The 19,262-nt window shown below is 51.0% G+C and carries 15 protein-coding genes; 2 read left to right on the top strand and 13 right to left on the bottom strand.

The features are described 5' to 3' along the window. Positions 1 to 161: 161 nt before the first annotated feature. Positions 162 to 1,451 (bottom strand): aminopeptidase PepB, encoded by a 1,290-nt coding sequence (pepB, locus tag ACJJIN_RS15795; RefSeq protein ID WP_444895345.1) that lies wholly within the window; start codon positions 1,449 to 1,451, stop codon positions 162 to 164. Positions 1,452 to 1,808: 357 nt separating this feature from the next. On the opposite strand from pepB, the gene ACJJIN_RS15800 reads away from it, so the two are divergent. Continuing rightward, a complete protein-coding gene (locus ACJJIN_RS15800) occupies positions 1,809 to 3,035 on the top strand; it encodes a tetratricopeptide repeat protein (RefSeq protein WP_444895346.1) in 1,227 nt (408 codons plus the stop codon). 6 nt (positions 3,036 to 3,041) lie between these two features. On the opposite strand, the gene ACJJIN_RS15805 is transcribed toward ACJJIN_RS15800, so the two are convergent. From ACJJIN_RS15805 to ACJJIN_RS15855, 11 genes are all read right to left on the bottom strand, one after another. Then, positions 3,042 to 3,407: a thiol-disulfide oxidoreductase DCC family protein gene (locus ACJJIN_RS15805; RefSeq protein ID WP_444895347.1), complete on the bottom strand. Its 366-nt coding sequence runs from the start codon at positions 3,405 to 3,407 to the stop codon at positions 3,042 to 3,044. Between the two features lie 34 nt (positions 3,408 to 3,441). After that, positions 3,442 to 3,909 (bottom strand): cupin domain-containing protein, encoded by a 468-nt coding sequence (locus tag ACJJIN_RS15810; protein WP_413664211.1) that lies wholly within the window; start codon positions 3,907 to 3,909, stop codon positions 3,442 to 3,444. Positions 3,910 to 3,962: 53 nt separating this feature from the next. Next, positions 3,963 to 5,366: a rhomboid family intramembrane serine protease gene (locus ACJJIN_RS15815; protein WP_413664210.1), complete on the bottom strand. Its 1,404-nt coding sequence runs from the start codon at positions 5,364 to 5,366 to the stop codon at positions 3,963 to 3,965. A 138-nt stretch (positions 5,367 to 5,504) separates the two neighbouring features. After that, entirely contained in the window at positions 5,505 to 7,667 is a 2,163-nt protein-coding gene (locus ACJJIN_RS15820) for a mechanosensitive ion channel family protein (RefSeq protein WP_444895348.1), read from the bottom strand. 99 nt (positions 7,668 to 7,766) lie between these two features. Then, positions 7,767 to 8,351, bottom strand: coding sequence for a DUF6515 family protein (locus ACJJIN_RS15825; protein ID WP_444898266.1), 585 nt, complete (start codon positions 8,349 to 8,351; stop codon positions 7,767 to 7,769). 116 nt (positions 8,352 to 8,467) lie between these two features. Then, the gene (locus ACJJIN_RS15830; RefSeq protein WP_444895349.1) at positions 8,468 to 9,724 is read right to left on the bottom strand and encodes a PepSY-associated TM helix domain-containing protein; all 1,257 of its coding nucleotides are present in this window, start codon (positions 9,722 to 9,724) and stop codon (positions 8,468 to 8,470) included. A gap of 77 nt (positions 9,725 to 9,801) precedes the next feature. After that, positions 9,802 to 11,886 (bottom strand): TonB-dependent siderophore receptor, encoded by a 2,085-nt coding sequence (locus ACJJIN_RS15835; RefSeq protein WP_444895350.1) that lies wholly within the window; start codon positions 11,884 to 11,886, stop codon positions 9,802 to 9,804. Positions 11,887 to 12,124: 238 nt separating this feature from the next. Next, positions 12,125 to 13,243, bottom strand: coding sequence for an efflux RND transporter periplasmic adaptor subunit (locus tag ACJJIN_RS15840; RefSeq protein WP_444895351.1), 1,119 nt, complete (start codon positions 13,241 to 13,243; stop codon positions 12,125 to 12,127). Continuing rightward, complete coding sequence (locus tag ACJJIN_RS15845) at positions 13,240 to 16,335, bottom strand: efflux RND transporter permease subunit (protein ID WP_444895352.1); 3,096 nt, start codon at positions 16,333 to 16,335, stop codon at positions 13,240 to 13,242. Before ACJJIN_RS15845 ends, ACJJIN_RS15840 begins: the two co-directional genes overlap by 4 nt. A 231-nt stretch (positions 16,336 to 16,566) precedes the next feature. After that, positions 16,567 to 17,382 (bottom strand): LytR/AlgR family response regulator transcription factor, encoded by an 816-nt coding sequence (locus ACJJIN_RS15850; RefSeq protein WP_444895353.1) that lies wholly within the window; start codon positions 17,380 to 17,382, stop codon positions 16,567 to 16,569. 4 nt (positions 17,383 to 17,386) lie between these two features. Beyond that, positions 17,387 to 18,475: a sensor histidine kinase gene (locus tag ACJJIN_RS15855; protein WP_444895354.1), complete on the bottom strand. Its 1,089-nt coding sequence runs from the start codon at positions 18,473 to 18,475 to the stop codon at positions 17,387 to 17,389. A 121-nt stretch (positions 18,476 to 18,596) separates the two neighbouring features. Between ACJJIN_RS15855 and ACJJIN_RS15860 the strand changes: the two genes are divergently transcribed. Continuing rightward, positions 18,597 to 19,067: an EVE domain-containing protein gene (locus tag ACJJIN_RS15860; protein ID WP_444895355.1), complete on the top strand. Its 471-nt coding sequence runs from the start codon at positions 18,597 to 18,599 to the stop codon at positions 19,065 to 19,067. Here ACJJIN_RS15860 and ACJJIN_RS15865 read toward each other — a convergent pair. Then, positions 19,064 to 19,255: a DUF3094 family protein gene (locus ACJJIN_RS15865; protein WP_413664201.1), complete on the bottom strand. Its 192-nt coding sequence runs from the start codon at positions 19,253 to 19,255 to the stop codon at positions 19,064 to 19,066. The genes ACJJIN_RS15860 and ACJJIN_RS15865 overlap by 4 nt on opposite strands. Between the last annotated feature and the right edge of the window lie 7 nt (positions 19,256 to 19,262).

The raw sequence follows: 19,262 nt of genomic DNA on the forward strand, positions 1-19,262 counted from the left end.
ACCAGAACCGAAATACCTCAATTAGCAGAACCCTACTAATATCCCGAATATCAGCTGGAGTACAATTTTTTTAATGACTTATAGGTATTAAGGGAGAGGTAAAAGAAACGCGCCGACTATTAGGCGCGTTTCGAAGGGAATTTGGCATAAATTGCCGGTTGCTAATTATCCAAAAGGAAGCGTGCAATTGTACGCAGGCCGTGCCCTTTAGCACCTGGCGCCCACTGATCATTGCCACTGGTCTGGTAAGAGCCGGAAAGGTCCATATGCACCCAATTGCGACCTTCATCCCGTACAAAGCGCGCCAGGAAGGAGGCTGCCGTAGATGCACCAGGACTTCCCTCAATACCAACATTGGCGATATCGGCAAAATTGGACGGGGTTTGCTCAAGGTGGAAACGCTCTAAAGGCAGTCTCCACGCCTTTTCATTTTCCTCAGAAGCTGCAGACAATACCTTTTGGGCTGCTTCATCTTCAAAACTAAAGACAGAGTTGAAATCCCGACCTACAGCCATCTTTGCTGCACCGGTCAGAGTAGCGGCATCCAATAACCAGCGAGGCTCTTCTTCCGAAGCTGCAATTAAACCATCGGCCAGCACCAGGCGCCCTTCAGCATCGGTATTCAGTATTTCTACACTCACTCCGTTTTTATATTTAATAATATCGCCCAATTTAAAGGCATGACCGGAGATCAGATTTTCTGCGCAGCAGAGATAGAGTTTGACCCGCTTGTTGAGACCTCTGGCTATTGCAAGAGCCAAACCTCCAGTTACCATGGCCGCGCCACCCATATCGGATTTCATTGTGGCCATGTTGTTGGAAGGCTTAATGCTGTAGCCGCCGGAGTCAAAAGTAATTCCTTTACCTACCAAACACATATCAACCGGCGCCTGGTCATCACCCGTCGGGTTGAAGTCCACTTGTAACATCACGGGCTCACGTACACTACCACGCCCAACGTTGTGGATACCGACAAACCCTTCACGCAGCAGGTCATCCCCGGCAACTATACGGTAAGTTACCGCACTGGGAGCCAGCTTTTGCAGCATTTCTGCAGCGCTCTCCGCCAATACACGCGGAGACACATCATCAGGAGTACCATTAGTAATTTCACGAACCCAGCGACTGGCATTTTCACGGGCGGCGAGTTCTTTTAACTCGGCGCTGTCATCAGTCCCCCAGTCAATTTTGTTGGATTTACGCGGGTTAAAAAAACCTGCCCAAAATGCCCAGCGGCTTTCAATGCTCCAGCTTTCTCCTTTGAGGACAACATCGTTGACCCCCATACCATCGAGCTTTCGGGCAGCTCGCTGCGCTGCAACCAACACAGCGCCTTTCGCAGCGCTAATATGAATATTGGCAGCGCTACCATCAAAGCTCAGCAGTGCTGATTCTCCCCAGGGTTCCGGCGCAAAGCCCTCAACCAAATGAATATGCATAGCCTTTGTCATACAACACCTATTTTGAAACTTGTGTACCAATTTTATCGGTATTTCTCCTGCATTCTAACAGGACATTAAAAATACTTGATGATTGCACCGCAACCGAGTCGACAGATAAACTGTGAACCACGACAAAATAACTATTAAGTAGAGAAATTCGTTAGGGAAGAATAAATGGCTGATTCCTGCCACTATCACACTAGCAAGACTGCATCCTGGCAGTGCCAGCCCTGCAACCGTCAGTTCTGTGGCGAGTGTATTCCCGGATCCAGCGCAAATTATCACGAGCAAGGGCCCGACTGTCCCCTCTGCCGGAAGAGCCTGGAATATATTGGGGCCAGTAACAGTGCAAAACCATTTTGGCAGATGGGGCTGTTTTATTTCCTCTATGCCCTCAAACCAGGTCCATTAACTCTGATGGCGGTAGCCGCTGCCGGAAGCCTGGCAATTACCTCCATTGGGCTTCTCAGCCTCATTGCATTAGTGGCAGTTGTGGCGGTGGTAGTCCGTTACAACCTTTTAGTGATTGAAAAGCTCGCCGCAGGCCAACGGGAAGCCCCGGCTCTTACGGAGGCCCTGGACGGAAATGGGGCTGTATTACTCCTCAAAGTCGTCGGAATGACGCTGATTGCAATATTTGTCGGTTACAAACTTGTGCAATCTACCGGCAGCCTTGGAGTTTTAGCTATTTATATGGCAGTGCTTTCTTTTTTAACGCCAGCTTCTATGATTGCCCTGGCTATCACACACAGCTTGAAGGCAGCAATCAATCCACTTAAGTTACTTGAATTTACTTTGGTTATAGGCTGGCCTTATTGGTTGTTATTAATTATTACTAATGTCATATCTTTCGCTCCAACCATTTTAATGGCTATTGTTAGCGACAAGCTTCCCTCCTGGGCAATTATGCCAACAACAGCAGCTACTGTTACTTACTTTTACATAGTCTCAAGTGCAGTAATGGGTTATATCTGCTTGACTCGACAACAAAAACTCGGGGTAGCTGCACTGTACGAAGATGACGACAATTACTTAGAGGAAAATGAATTCCTATGTAAACGAGCTCAGGCAGAAGCACAAATATTTTTGCGTGAAGGAGATTTCACTAGCGCTCGTCAGGCTTTAGTCGAGGGACTGCGCCGCTTTCCTAGCGACGAAATACTAAACGAACGCTATTACCGTCTGTTATTAGCAACCAAAGATAAAAAAGCCCTACTGGAGCTGGGGCCGCATCTTTTAGAGAAATTTGTACAGATAAATCGTCCACACAAAGCGGCGGAGCTTTATATAGCTACAGAGCCCACTCCAGCTGTGCGCAAGTCTGAAGTTCGCCACGCTATCGCGCAGGTACTATATCATCAACATAAATACCAACTTGCTGCACAACTATTAAATAATCTACACAAAGAAGCCTATCCACAGCTTGACGCCGCCTACCTGTTATTAGCTCAAGTCTATATCGATGGATTAGGCCGGGAAGACTTAGCAAAAAAACTGCTTCACTTTCTCCGACAGAAATTCCCCGACAGCGCCTTTCGCTCTCAGATCAACACCTTGTGGAACGTATTAAACTCGACAGCAGATATACATTGAGCACGACTACCAGTGCTTGAAAGCTCGATTCCAGAGATACAACCCTCTTGCAAAAATATTGTAAAGGATATTTAGGCACCACCTCAGGCCAGGGAGCTTCGACACCTTGGCCTTCCACAATTCCTTGGGGGAGTTCTCCCAAATCGTAATAAAAGCTTCGTAGCCTACTTTCAGATTTCCATCCGCATCCAATACATGCAACCGCTCACGGACAAACTCTAAATCTGTATTCAGTTCCTTCGCTTTATCTTCATCAATATGAACATCCTCCCAATCCACTTGGCAGGAGTTGGACTTTTTCTTTTGTGCTGAAATTCCTGCGTTACAGACTGGACAAGCAGAATTATAAAAAACCCGAATCTTTTCAGGCATAAGCTAAAAATCCACTCTTTTCTACCGGCGAAAACTACTTCGGGTGGTCAATATCATCGCGGTTCACCAACTCCCAAGGTAAACCACTATTTCGGTAGATCCGCTGATTTTTTTCTGGGTAGTCGGCAACATCATGTTGCAGTCGCTGGCCTACAACTATGCAACGCAAGGTCACTTCTCCCACATTGCGCATCACATGAGCTGGGCCGCCAGCGGGGTAGCCAATAAAATCCCCTGCAGAAACCTGGTGGTGATCGTCACCAATACGCACCTCGGCCCTACCCTCCAGGATATAAACACATTCGTCTTCAAAATAGTGACAATGGAATTCTGTGGATTCATAACCTGGCTCGATTTCAATCATATGGAAACCAAAGCCGGATATGCCGGTAAGATCACCCAGGGACTTGTTTTTACGCACCGCATTGGCATTGAGGAAATGTACCTTGCGCTCCCCCTCCATCCCTGCAATTTCGGTCCCGGTCAAAATATAGCGACTCACTCTGCCCCCAATACATTACTTAATTATTTATAAGACATACCGAATTATGTTCTTCAACCTGAGGCAGCCATATCTTGGGTCATCTCTTTCACCTCGCGCGCGCGGCCTTCCTCACCCAGGCGACGATAGTAATTGACCAGAACCATTCCCAGCTTCGGAATCAAGGGGTGATTCACTCGCTGCTGTTTCAAGTGGCGCAGTAATTCCTCTAGCCACGGCCAGTCCTTTTCCTCCGCTGCACGCCGTGCCATCAATAAGTTTGCCTTTCCGGTGAGCGCCTTTGGACTTTTTGTTGCCGCCAAGTAGCGGCGATAGCCACTTGCCAGGGTATGGCCATCGATCTGCAGATTTCCTGCCTGGGCAAATAAAGCGAGATTGGCCCGGTGGTAACCTTCACTCTCTGGCGCCGCTGAGGTCAGTTCTATATAGCGCTCAATCAGTGTTAACGCCTGTGGATATTGCCGCACCGCTGAGGCTGCCGCTTCAGTGGCTTCCAGGATTTTTCCCTCTTCCAAAAAACGATCAATCCGCGCCAAGGCTACCCTTTGGGGGGACGGGGCCTCCTCTTCCTCCGGCATAGGTTCCACCATCGGGCGCCAATACAACACCGCCAAAGTCAGGGCAAAACCCGCAAGTAAACCACCAGTATGGGCCCAGTAGGCAATGCTGGCATCTCCATACAAATAACCGAAAATCTCTTTACCCAACCACAGCGGTAACACCAGCAGCGCCGGTGCACTGAATTCGCCAAACATGAAACCAATGGTGTAAAAGAAACGTAGCCGGCGCACACCGTAAACCGCGACGAACATGCCCATAATTGCCGAGACCGCACCGGAGGCACCCACCATCGGTACATGACTGCCGGACTCCACCAGCACATGCAGACCTGCTGCCGCCAATCCTCCCACCAGGTAGAGCCCTATAAACCACAACCCTCCCAGGGCTAGTTCAACAGACAAGCCAAACAACAGCAGAAACACCATATTGCCTATAAGGTGATCCCAGCTTCCGTGTAGAAACATATGGCCAAAGGCCCCAGCAATACTCGGGTCTGCCGGTATCAGCCCCAGTGCGTTGCTACTGACCCTATCCCGCAGTTGGGCAAACTCCTGCCTCTGTCGTAACCACTCGGTCTCACCCTCTGCTTCGAGCTTCGGCAACAGCCAGTGGTGGAACTCAGGGTTACCGAGGGATTCCCGGTAAAAAAACTCTTCCCCTTCCACACCCATCTGAGCTCTCCACTCTGGGTGCATTTCATTGACATACACAAGAAAGCGTTGCTCCTCGAGGTCCGGTAAGTCACTCTCAAAATAGTAATCTTCAGCTTCCTGCCAGCGTGCTTCATCCCCCCCTTGATAGAAAACAAACATCAGCAAGTTAAGGGCAATCAACGCAAAACACATTAATGGCGGCCGGCGCCAGTCGGGTTTGTTTTGGATGGGGATGATCAGCACGGGCTTCCCTTATTGTGATTTCATCAGCGCCCTGTGAGAAAACGCAGTAACACCGGTAAATGAACTTGCACCAACACAAAGGCCAGTGGGCTGAAAATACTATGAAATCCCGGAGGTGTCATGCCAGCCGGACCTCACTTACTTCCTGGCAGTACGGCCAATGATCGCCGGAACATCCCAACTGCGCAGATGCAGATCTCTCTGAGGGAAAGGTACCTCAATACCCTTATCGCGAAATTCCCGCAACAACTCCAAGTTGTACAGGGCATAGGAGTCTCCCAGGGAAGTCACCATATTGCTGTTGACCCACACCACCAACTTGAAGTCGAGGGCATTATCCCCGAACCCCATCAGCCACACCTCGGTTTTTCGCTTCCAGTCGGTATGGGTGATATTGACTCGAGCGGCAGCTTCCAGGGCAGCTTCCCGCACCAAGTCTGGGTCCGAGGCATAAGACACACCAAAGGGTACGTGAATACGGCGCACAGGGTCATCCAGTGTGTGGTTAATAACCCGGCCCGCAACAAACTCAGTGTTGGGCACCAAGATATCCACATTGTCCCGCGTGGTAATACGGGTTGAGCGCACGCTGATATCCCGGATACGGCCAAAAACGCCCGACTCCAGCTCCACCAGATCACCCACTTTGAGAGGGCGCTCAAACAGCAGAATCAAACCAGAGATAAAATTCGAGAAGATCGCCTGAAGCCCAAAGCCAATACCTACTGATAGGGCTCCAGCGACCAGGGCCAACTTGGAGGTATCCAGGCCCAACATGCTGAGCACCACAATCAGGGCCGCGGAAATAAAGATGTAGTGCAACACCCGCCCAAGATTGTACATAGAGGATTCACTGGCATGCTCCCTGCGCACAAGCCGGCGCAGGAAGGCCTGGGTGAGTCCAGACAATAGCCAGGCCCCCACCAAGACCACAATCATCTTGGCGATCAACCGCAGGGTTATCGGGTTCTGGGCAACAGTAAATAGCTGATAATCCGCCAACTTACGCCAGCGGTTATAAGCTTGTCTTGCGCCCAGTGCGACTCGTTCGCGCACTGTTGCCCACCAACCCTGGCGCTCCTTGTAAACCTCCAGCTGGGCCTTTTCATAGCGCTGAATATCCTGCTCGAGGTCATTGGCGCGGGCCAGGCCACTGCCAATACGCTCAAAGTAAGACCACCAGCGACTCAGGTCTTCGTTCTCTTCATCTTCGCGCCAGGCCACCACCTGGCGCTGGCGCACCGCCAGCTCCCGCGACGCACTTTCAATCACAGAGTTGGCATTTTCCAATAAATCCCGACTGATAATCAGGGGGCGCTCTTCGCCCTCTTCATTCAGGACCTCATTGATGGATTGCAGCAATTCACTTTTGCGTTTTTCCAACTGCTCCTCCAACAAATCCACTTCAAGCTGCATCAGGGTGAGGTCTTTCTGCATATTGATGGTGGGGTCAGTGGAGGGTTCTGTAGTGCTTTGAATACTGGTGCGGGTCGCAGAAATACGTTCGATTTTCTTTTCGTTCGCCGCAATATCCTTATCTATTTCCTCTGCATCTTTACTGGAGTAGACAAGGGTATCCAGAAGTCTCCGCAATTTGATTTCTGCGCTGTTAATCTTTTCCCGCCAGGTTCCCAGGAAAGTATTAACGGTACTCAACTGCTCAATAATATTCAGGTGATTTATTTGAGCTAAAAGTAGGGCCTGCGCCGCCTCATCCTCCTCTCGTCCACTGGAATCGCGCAGTACAATCACTTGTTTACGCAGTAAAGATAGAGACTGGGACTGGGTTGATTTAAGTTGGCGAGCCTCCAGTTCTACACCTTTCAACCTACGTCGGCCACGGCTGATGGCAGAATCAGCCTTGGCCCAGTTCAATACCGTTGGGTTCTCTGGAAAATCCACATCCGGCATTAAAGGGACTTTCAGGTACTCCTCTCGTTTTTTCCAGGTAATTGCGATCCCTTGTAAACTTTGGCTAATCTTTTCTGCACCGTCCTGTAAGGCCTCATCCTCCGGCAAATCCTTTTCCCACTCCTCCCAGCTCTTTGTGACCAAGCTAAGCCATTCTCGTCGCTCTTCGGGAGAGGCACTGGTCCATCCAGTCCACCAATCTGCAGAGGGGTCAGCAAAATCCGGAACCTCCGGCTTAAACTCCTTGGGTTTACTACCGGGAAGCTGGGCGACACTGGAAACAGAGAGACAGGCGACGCTAAAGAAAAGGAGAAATGAAAGGGCGAGGTGAAGAAAAGGAAATTCTTTGCCGGCACTACAACGAGAGATGAAAAGGCTGGCACCCGGCATAAAATACTTCTATCCGTGAAAAAATCCGGCACTAATAAAATAGGCGCCTACTGGGCCATATTGTTCAGTGTAGCCCAGGGACTTCCCTGCCCCATGCATTTACCTGAAGCGGCGACTTTGACGCAAACATTTCCTGTATACTTTGCGATATTCACGCATAGCCCGCCTTGCTGTTTTTCCAGGCTCCCCCGTACTGCGCAACAAATTTGCCGCCCGGGCTTCACAGTAAATACCCCAATCCTTACGATCGACTCGTTTACCCTCTGAGCGGTGCCGCAAATGGCGGAGCGGATACGCTCGGGGGTATATTTTCTTTTTCGGAGCTAGGGGATTGCGATTAACATGCTGCCAATTGGGAGGGGGCGTGACCACCACATATTGATTGTCCCTGGGGTCTAATAAGAAAAAGGTACCATTACCCGCAAGCATATAATGCTTGTTACCCAATGTAATGGGGGTTCCAAAAGGTACTCGGGAGACCCGAGCCCCCAGAGGCGGCTCAATCCGGGTATAGGCGTCAGGGCCTTTGCGGTAGAAATAACCATTTTTATAAAAAATTGTCTGGTTATTCACTTCGATAGGCTCAGCTCCGGGAGGCAGGTGGTCCGATCGAACCTGAGACTCCGAAACAGAACAGAAGAATATAAGAAATAGGGTAAGCAGGGATCGCATGGCTAATATCATCAGCAAATTGCAATCCGCCAAGGGTATGGTGCGAACAAGTCATCCCCAAGGCTATCCCAAGCGGTAACTAGAGCGCCATTAAATTGCTCCAATTACCACTGGTCTAACCAATAGAATTATACAGCTGTATTCGGCAAGGGAGACCTGCTATCCATCCGACTACTGACTGCCACACGACGTTTACGTAACCAGATTAAAACTCCAGTCACACTCAACATCGCAATCACCACCCCCATAATTGAAATCAGTATGCGACCAGGGAGACCGAGGATCCTACCGGAATGCACTGGAAATTGCGCCTGTACAAATAAGTCTGCTGCCGTCCCTTCCCAGGGGATAAAGTCTCCGAGATATTCGCCGCTGTGGCCATCAAAAAATAGAGCCTTGTGACCAACACCTCCGGCACCATGCCCTGCGCTGGCATCAAAAAATTCAGCCCGATATATCCCCCACTCCCGGGCATACCATAGGGAATTCAGCGGTTGTTGCCAGCCAATCTGCGCAGCTTGGTTTTCTCCAATCGCGGCTATATCCCCAAAAGACAACGAGGGGGTAATTGGATTGCTGTGATCGTTGGGTGTGCGCTCTTCCAAGGGCGACGGAGTCACATCTGATACCAGCGACATCAGAGGAAAAAACACTTCTCGATAGAGATTCAGTGAGAAGGCCGTAAATGCAATTGTCAGCAGCAACGCCCAGGTCCACAGGCTGAACGCACGATGTAAATCAAATGTGAGCCTGGCACGCCCAGCGCCGGCCTTAATCATCCATGCGGGCTTCCATCGCTGCCACCAAGTCCGAGATGGCTTTCGGGTGGATTTCTTGCGACGAGGTAAAGTCACCGCTAGCCCCACAAAGCAATCGATTGTCCATACCAGTGCAATAACGCCCAGCAGCCAAATCCCCCAGTGATCAGTGCCCCAAAATTCGGGTATATGAAAACTGTAATGCAGCTTGTACAAAAACGACATCAGGGTTTCAGTTGTTATTGGCCAGACACGTCCCCACTCGCGCTTACCAATAATTTCCCCATTGGTCGGATCGACAAATACCTGGTTATAATCCACCGCAAAGAATTTACCGGTAGCCGGGTCAATTCGAGGCTCTACCCAGAAATACTGGGTATGCCCAGGCTCCTGTACCAATTCAAAATAGGATATTTGGACTTGCGGCAAGGACTCTTCAAGCCGTTCTGCCAACTCGATAGAGGCTAAGGGTTCGCCGCTGGAAGTAGTTTTATATAAGTGGGGATTAAGCCACTCATCCAGTTCGTGATCCCAGGAGATAATAGCGCCGGTTAGCCCGGTGACTATCAGGAAGACCGCAGTAGCAAGCCCCAGGTAACGATGTAAAAGAACCAGGGTTTGACGCATAACATTTACCTAAAACTAAAAAACAGAAAACCCGGCACAAGTACCGGGTTAAACTGCAACGGAGTTAACTAAGCGCCTTAGTAGCGCCAGCTCACACTCAACTGTGCCTGACGCGGAGCGCCGTAATAGCCCTGGGTCCAATAGAGGCTATTGATATATTTCTCGTTGGTCAGGTTATCAATATTGAGGCCAACCGTTAAAGCATCAGAAATATCGTACTTGGCAAAGGCGCTGAGCAACGCATAGCTATCCTGCTCTACACGAACACCCTCGACAGGCTCAATGTATATATCATCCTGCCAATTAATACCGCCGCCGAACTTCAAGCCTTGGACTTGAGGTAAATCGTAAGCTACGGCCACCTTCAGGGTGTTGCGCGGAATATAAGTGCGATCTTCCTCACCGTCTTTATTGACTACTTCACTTAAGTGAGTAAGGCCAAAACTAACATTGAAATTCTCGGTAATTGAACCGATTAGCTCCAGCTCAACGCCCTTTGTAGTGAAATCACCACTCTCGTAAACATTCTTTCCATCAACCTTATCTAGGTATTCACCGAGATTATTCAGGTTGGATTCAAATAGCCCAACACTAGCCGTTGCTTGTCCACCCGCAAGGGTGTACTTAAACCCCACCTCGGAACTATCTCCCTCTGCGGCGCCCAGTGGTTTAAATTCAGGGTTAACCCAAGACTGCGGGGTAAAGACTTCAGTATAGCTACCGTAGAATGAGAAACTATCGTTCAAATCAAAAGTGGCCCCTACATAGGGAACAGTTTCATCCGCCGAAGTGTCAGCATCAACACCATAATTGTAGCCGGATTGTTCCACTTCCATTTTGCGTGCGCCGGCCAATAAAGACAGGCTGTCGGTAATATTCAAACGAGTGGCAAAGTACAGGGACTTGTGTTCTTGATCGTCTTCGTGGCCATCTTCATGAGGATCAAAATCAACAAAGTCAGGCCGCGCCGTTGTGCCATTAGCCCAGTCACTGCCAAGAACCGGATAACCGTCGGAGTAGCTGTAGAAAGACTGGCCGGTTAGTTCGATATCTGCATAGTTGGCACCCACCACCAATTCGTGATCGCGGCCGAACAAATTGTAGGTTCCTGACAGGAATACATCCGCAATCTTCTGCTTTTCATCCAACTTGTAGCCAAATGCATATCCATATAAACCCAGTTCGGTCTCTCTGTCTGGAGTACCGTAGACATACATCTCCTCGACATCCATATCGATTTCATTCTGGGTCAGTAATGCAGTGACGGACCAGTTTGCGGAAAGATCCTGCTTCAGTTCAACAAAAGTCTGGATTCTGTCTACATTGCGGAAAGCCCAGTCTGGTGCCGTACTTGTGGAAACATCGTAATCGGTAGCGCTGCCATTGGTATAGAAAAGTGGCAGGGCACCAGACATACTGCCATCGGCTTCACTGCGATTTTGGCTGTGGCCTAAGGTCAGGATGGTGAAATCAGTCAAATCTACTTCCACAATACCGTAGTAGACACTGCCGTCAGTTTCGTAGCGGTCAAGATAAGAGTCAGCCTGATCCTCTGCAACCACCAACCGTCCTCGGACGTTATCGCTGATAGAACCTGAGATATCTCCCTGGGTGCGCAAACGTCCCTCTTCACCGACAACCAGGTCTACACCCGCCTTGAACTCTTCTGTCGGACGCTTGCGGATAAAGTTAACCGTCGCGGAGGGGTTAGCCAGACCTGTGGTCAGAGCTGCTGCGCCCTTCACCACTTCAACCTGATCAAATATCGCTGTGTCTTGATGCCCATGGGATAAACCAGAGGAAAAGGGAACACCGATACCATCGTATTGGAAGTTCACAATATCAAAGCCACGAGCAGTGTAATAAGTACGATCCGTCTCTACGTTCTCTACGGTTACCCCAGGGGTATATTTCAGCAGCTCATTAATATCCTGTAGGGCAAAGTCCTGGATTTGAGCCTGGGATACAGTTGTTACCGTTTGCGGAGTATCGTAAACAGATAGGCTTAGGCGAGAGGCAGTACTGGTCTCCTCCTGCTCTCCGTAGACACTGACTTCTTCCATGGTTTCAGCAGACCAAGCAGAACTTCCCAGCGGGGCGAGCACGGCGGCAGCAACCCAGGCTGACAGCGCTTTTTTCTTCATTAAGCCGTTAATTTTCATCGGCTAAAACCTCATTCCAAATCAGTGAACGGTGCAGGGGCACCATAAACGGAGCGGATGATATTTGAAGAAATATACGTCAGTCAATGAGAATGATTATTATTTAATTGATGTACCCACAAATAGTTTGGATGGGGAGGGAACATCATTGCTTGGCGAAAGATCAGGAGGGCCAGGGCGATCACAAGCAGCGAGTCACCCTGTATTTGATCAGAAGGCCTTCAGGGAAAATCAGGAATTAGCCACTGCCCGCCTGTAATGGCTCTTTATCTCGCACCACTTCCGACAGCACTTTAACTTCCTGTCCAGGCTGCAAGCGCTCAGCACCACGCACTATCACACGATCGCCCTTGGTGAGATCACCGCTTACCGACACCCATTCACCATCGCCACTGCCGATACGCACAGATAATCGCTCAGCCTTATCCTCCTCGCCCACTCGATATACGAAGGTATCGCCATTTCTTAAAACCAAGGCATCCCTTGGCACAGACATGGTGGCCTGCGCCTGCGCAATGGGCACAGAGACCTGTACCGGCATACCGACAATCCAGTCCCACTGCTCCGGCGCACTCTGTGGCAAAGTTACCATCAGCTTAACTCGCCGGGAGCGATCGCTTGCCACAGGCACAAATTGGCGTACCCGTCCGCTAAATAATTGATCATCCACCCGAGCCTCTCCCGGCAGAGAGACAGAATCACTGCGCAGCGCCACTGTGTCACCGATGCGAATCAGCGGCAGGGCCGTCAGGGGAATATCCGCCTCCACTTCCATCTGTGACATATCCAGGGCTCGCAGTAATTCCGAACCGGTGCGCACATATTCTCCCGCCTGTAATTCGCGGCTCACCACTAAAGTATCAAAGGGTGCATCAATGGCTGTTTTAGATAATTCATAGGCCCGTCGGTCGCGCTCAATTTGAGCTGCAATCAGGTCCTGAGCCATTGCCTCGCGCTCAGCCTGTTGCTCTTCCAATGCGGCTCGGGAGGTACTATTGGTTTCCGCCAACTTACTCAGTCGATTTAACTGAGCATCCATATAGGTCAACCGCGCACGCAATTGTGCAATACGGCTGTCACTATTGCGCAGCTGTAATCGCCAATGAGTACTGTCCAACTCGGCTAGGCGCTCACCCTTTTTAATAAAGCTGCCGGGTTCAGCGACAAATTCCAACACACCATCCAGTTCAGAAGAAACCAGGATATCTCGTCGGCTCACCACCTCACCTGCAGACCACTGGCTCGGAGCAATTTCCCGAACTTGGGCCCGATCCACCAATACCGCAATTGGATCGCCCTGCGCCCAAACGCTATTAGCGCCCAGAGATAAAACGATACCTGCGAGCAATTTCTTCATTGTGAACTCCTCAGGGCAAACCTTTCACGCATAGCCGTAAATTTGGGTAGTGGCAGGCTGCCGGTTTGCAGTAATGCCGGCAATAAAACCAGGGTAAAGAGCGTGCTCACTGCCATGCCGCCCACAATCACTGCGGCCAGGCCGCGGTAAATAACACTGCCCTCACCGGGAGCAACCAACAGTGGCAACATGCCAAATACACTGGTCAGGGTACTCATAAAAATAGGGCGTAAACGCAGGCGCAAGGCCTGCTCTACAGCGTCCACCCGAGTGCTACCCGCCATTTCTGCCGCTCGCGTCTGGTGTACCAGCAAAATAGCATTATTCACCACCAGGCCTAGCAATATCACAAAGCCAATCATGGTGAGCAGATCCAGTGGTTGGAAATCGATCAAGTTTAAAATTTGTAGCGCCAACACGCCGCCCACTGTCGCCAGGGGCACGGTGAGCAGTACCAGAGAGGCATCCCGCAAGGAGCGGAACAGTGCACTCATCAGCAGGAATAAAATTAGCAGCGCTAACAGGAAATTCTTGGAAAGCGAAGCCAACGCCTTATCCAGGTCACTGGCATTTCCTCCCACCAAAATACTCCCGTCAGCAGGAAGAGCTTCGCGAATCTTCGGCAATACATCCGCCTCCAGCTGTGCGCGCACCTCTTCAAGGGACACATCTTCCGGCGGTACTATATTCAGTGTAATAGTGCGCCGACCATCGACCCGGCGCAAACTGCCCGGCCCCACAGTCCGCTCCACACTGGCCAACTGACTGAGCGGCACCACTTCTCCACGGGGCGTTACCAACGGCGTATTTTGCAGTTGTTCTGGAGTACTCCAGGGCTGCGCTTTAAAAATAATATCCAGGCGCTTTTCACCGTCAAAATACTCGCCGACATAGAGACCATTGCCCAGCGTTCGAACCAGTCCGCCCATATCCTGGCGATTCCAGCCCTGCTCCAGCATTGCGCGATCATTGGGGCGCACTGTCAATTCAGGTTCTGATAAAGATAAGCCTGGGTTGGTCTGCACCGGCGTTCCCGGCATCACCTCTTCAACAACCTCAACCCCAAGGGCAGCCGCACGCATCAATGCTTCGGCATCACGGGATTGCAGATGTAAAGCAATGTTGCGGTCACCACCGAATTGGCCAAACAGATTACCCCGCGCGGCGAATCCCTGGAAATCTGGAATATCCACCAGGATTTCTTCCCGCAGGATTCTCTCCATCTCCTTGGCTTGATCCATATCCTTAACCCGCACTCCCATAGTGCCGCCATTGGGCCAAGTGATCACGTAGTAGTTCTTCAGGGCTGGTTCGCGCTCACCACTCATGTAGGGTGCCATGCGCTTATCCAACTCGTTGACGATTTCTGTTTCTAAAGTTTTGGTATTAGTGGATGCGGGGAAATTCATCCACACATCAACTGCATCTCTTTTTACCGGCGGTAAATAATCCAGGTTTGGTAAGAATAAATAAGTCGCAACCATGGGCATTAATAAAAGCCCCCCGATCACCTGCCAACGGCGGGTCCTGGTACTCGTCAAAGCCATTACCCGCGAAGTTATTTTTTCCCACACTCGGGAGAGACGGTCTTCAGTAGAGATAGTGGGTAGCCACAGACGCGCAGCCAGGGGAACCACAGCCACCGCAACCAACAGGGAAAACACCACAGCCACAGCAATAGTCAGTGCCAGGTCACCGAAGACCTGCCCTTCGACACTGTTAAGGAAAAATACAGGAAGGAATATCGCAACGGTTGTCGCAGTACTGGCCAACAGTGCACCCCACACCTGGCCTGCACCCTGCTCCGCAGCCTCCTCTGCCCCCCGACCTTTCTCTCTCAGGCGCACAATATTTTCCAACACTACTATCGCAGCATCGAGCACCATACCGGTAGCAAAGGCCAGTCCCGCCAGAGAAATTACATTCACACTGCGGCCTGCGGCCGACAGCACCACAAAGGTCGAAAGTAATGAAATTGGAATCGCTGCGGCAACGATCAAGGTCGCACGCATGCGTCGCATAAACCACCAGAGCACTCCGACAGCTAATACGATACCTAAAATCATATTACCGCCGAGCAGATTTAAAGCCCGATAAACAAATACTGATGCATCAAATGATTGCACCAGTACAAGCTGCTCAGCTTTCAATTTAGTTTCATTCAGCTCAGCGACTTTTTGCTTAACCCGCTCCAAAGTAGCCAGCATATTGGCATTGTTGGTGCGGTTAATACGGAGGGAAACTGCTGGGTTGCCATTTTGCGTAGTGACACCGCGGGATTCGGAAGGCCCCACCTTGACCTCAGCAATATCGCCCAGGCGCACCGGCTGTCCATTGCGCCATTCCAACACTAATTCGGATAAGTCTTTGGGTTCATACTCGCCGACAAAGCGCAGGGTATAGCGACGCCGCCCCACGTCGGTAAATCCGCCGGAGACATCCCTGGCCGACGCCAGCTGCCGACTCACTGTAGGCAGCTCTACTCCCAGTTCAGCTGCTTTCCAGGGATCAAAAATAATCTGCAACTCTTCCTGTGCCGCACTCCCAGACTGGGCCTGGACACTGGCAACCCCGGGCACCGACTCCAACTCCGGGCGCAGTACATCTTCGATCAGGCCAGCGTAGTCATCCAGGTTATTCTGGTTATCAGGTAATTTTTGCAGAAAGAAATAGGTCAGCGCTGTGGCATCGCCACCCCAGCCACCCAGCATTACTCGGGGTGGCTCCGCATCCCGGGGCAATGGCGGCAGACTGCTCATACGACTGATAACATCAATCAGCACCTTGTTCATATCGGTGCCCATGGCAAATTCCAGATTTGCCCAGGCGCCACCGCGACCGGCGTTGACTTGCATCATTTCCAGACCGGTGAGGCCCTGTAATACGGATTCGATCGGCTCGACAATTTCCGCCTCCACCTCTTTCGGTGCGGCCGCTCTCCAGCCCGCCTGGATAGCAATGCGAGGATTGTCGATATCGGGGAAAAGTTGAACCGGCAGCTGGCTGGCGAGGAAAGCTCCAAGCAGAACAGCCATAACCACAGCGACCCCCGCAGCAGCGGGATTTTTTAACGCGGCGCGTGTTAATGCCATTACTTCAGCCCCAGTTTTTTATTGGGATTGAAGGCTAGCGGAATATGAATTCCTTACAAGGCAGTTGCGACTAGTTGCCAGGAAAATTCGATCAGGCCATGAAGAGCCCGTTTATTCGCCGGAAAGAAAATAAAAATTCACAAAATGAAATCCATGCCTTAAGAGGCAGCGTTACAGTGGAAAACCCATCTGCTTTGCTGCCTCACCTGAGAGCCATAAAAAATTTATAGATCAGAGGAAGTGCTGGACTTTATTTTTATAGCTGCGGCTCATTTTTAAACACTCGCCGCTATCTAATACCAGATGGTATTCGCCATTAATATGGGCACGTATTTCCCTTACCCGGCTTAAATTGACGATAGTCGAACGATGTATGCGCTGGAAAAGTTTCGGGTCCAACTGCTGCTCCAGTTCTTTCATGGTGATACGCATCACATGGGTCTCACCCCGAGCGTGCACACACATATAATCACCGGCAGCATCGATCCAGTCGATTTCACTGGAGGGCACCAAAGTTATTTTGCCCGCATCTTTCACTGCAATTTTGTCCGGATAGGCACTGCCGGCAAATTGCCCGCTAACCAGCTTCTGCTCCAGCACATCAGGGGATTCCTTGGTCAAATCGGCAACAGCTTCGAGTAATTGCTCTCGTTGGTTAGCGATATCAGCGTTGGCTCTCTGTTCCCTGACTCGGGTAAGAGCCAACTCCAAGCGCTCTTCTTCGATGGGTTTTAATACGTAGTCCACCGCATTGATTTCAAAAGCCTCTACCGCATACTGGTCGTAGGCCGTGACAAAAACTACATGAGGTAGAGAGTCCACCGGAATCAACTGAACCAGTTGCAAACCGTTTACGCCGGGCATCTGGATATCCACAAATGCTACATCGGGCTTCAGCTCCAGTATTTTCTCCAGCGCATCGCGACCATTGCCGCTCTCTGCAACTACCTCGATATCAGCCATCTGCTCCAGGCGCAGCCGCAATCCGCGACGAGCCAGGGGTTCATCATCGACAACGATCGCCCTCAGGGTCTCTACTCCACTCATCTCTTTATTCCTGTTCAAAGGGAATACGAATATTTACCGACAAGCCCCCTTCTGGGCGGTTGCGGAAACGCACTCTCTGGTCATCGCCATAAAGGGCCTTAAGGCGCTCACAGGTATTGCGAATACCCACTCCGTAGCCTTTGCCAATCAGGCGCAGCTCCTCTTCCGACATGCCGGGACCGTTATCGCTGACCTCCAACAACAATTCGCCGGCGAAAACCCGTGACTTGATGCCAATCTCACCGCCCCACTCCAGCTGTGAAATCCCATATTTGATCGCGTTTTCAACCAGCGGTTGCAACAGAAGGCTCGGCACCAAGGCCTGGGGGGACTCTCCCTGCAAATCCAAATTCACCCCTAAGCGATCGGCGAAGCGCACCTTTTCAATGTCCAGGTACAACATCAGCGCCTCAACTTCCTTCGCCAGGGTGACCTTCTGCATAGGATCATTATCCAGGGAGTGGCGCAAGAATTGGGACAGGCGCGTCACCATATTGTTGGCCGTGCGCCCGTCATTATCGAGGATCAAAGTAGAAATTGCGTTGAGCGTATTAAACAGGAAGTGCGGGTTTAACTGGTAGCGCAGCATTTTTAATTGAGCCTGGTGCGCCATTGATTCCGCCCGCAGCGCCTTCTCCTGCTGGGCCTGAGAGGAGCGGTAATACTTGATGCCGTAATAGAGCGCCGCCCAGGTCATCAGAATCAGAAATGAATAGGTGAACCAGTAGATAGCCAGGAGTGCCGGGTGCTCATCACCATCGTGACCATAAAGCCACAGGGAGCCGGTGAATTTTATTGCTGCCCAAATCACCGCCGCCATGACCACCAGCAGTAAAGAGCCTAGCAATCGCATTGCTGGAGGCTTGCTCCACAGGCGGTGAAAACCCAAACGCATGCTCTCGCTGAGAATAACCCCCGCAGTAGTGGCAACTATGATGTAGCCAGAGTGAACCCAGTGGTCATTCACCCAGAAAAAACTGCCTACAAAGGTCAACAGCGTATATCCCCCCCAACCAGAGAGCTGCAGGGCCCAGTACTGTGAACGACGACTGGCCAGCTTCTGTGAGAGCCACTGAAGTGTTTTGCTTCCCATAATCTCCCGCTTATTGGGTAAAAATCTATGCGCCGATTTGACACTAATCGGCAGCTTCATACTAAATGGCGTCGAAAGCCGGCGAAACACCAACCGGCGCAGCAAAGAGACAAACTGCCGCATGACCTACTGGTTATTTAAATCTGAGCCCGATGAATACAGCCTCCAGGACCTCGCTGCCGAATCCAGCGGTTGCGGTCGCTGGGATGGTATCCGCAATTACCAGGCACGCAATTTTTTGCGCGATAAGGTGAAGGAAGGAGATGGCGTGCTGTTTTATCACAGTGCCTGTAAGGTGCCGGCAGTTGTGGGCACCGCTGAAGTGGTTCGCTCTGCCTACCCCGATCCGGCCCAGTTCGACTCGGAAAGCAAGTACTTTGACCCCAAGGCCAGCGAGGATAAACCGCGCTGGTACTGCGTCGATATTCGCTGGCGAAGTGAGTTCCAACGGCCGGTGCCCCTCGCAGAAATCAAAGGCATCCCCCAATTGGCTGAGATGGTGCTGGTAAAACAGGGGCGCCTGTCTATCCAGCCAGTTTCCGGTGATGAATGGCAGCTACTCCAGCACTTGGGAAGCTCCACGCCGCGCTAAACGATACCTTTTGTCTGGGCGATATACAGGCTCAGCAACGATAGCAAGGTCAATAACGCTAACAAGCCGAGTAACAGTACCCAGGGGCGGAAAGGCTTGCGTTCGACACTGTTGATGCCGGACTGCAGGTATTTATCGACCTTGGCTTGGTCTTCATCGGAGAGTTTCTTTTCGGAGGGATCTAACATGGGCACT

The organism is Microbulbifer maximicatervae (SeqCode), from assembly GCF_052467505.1.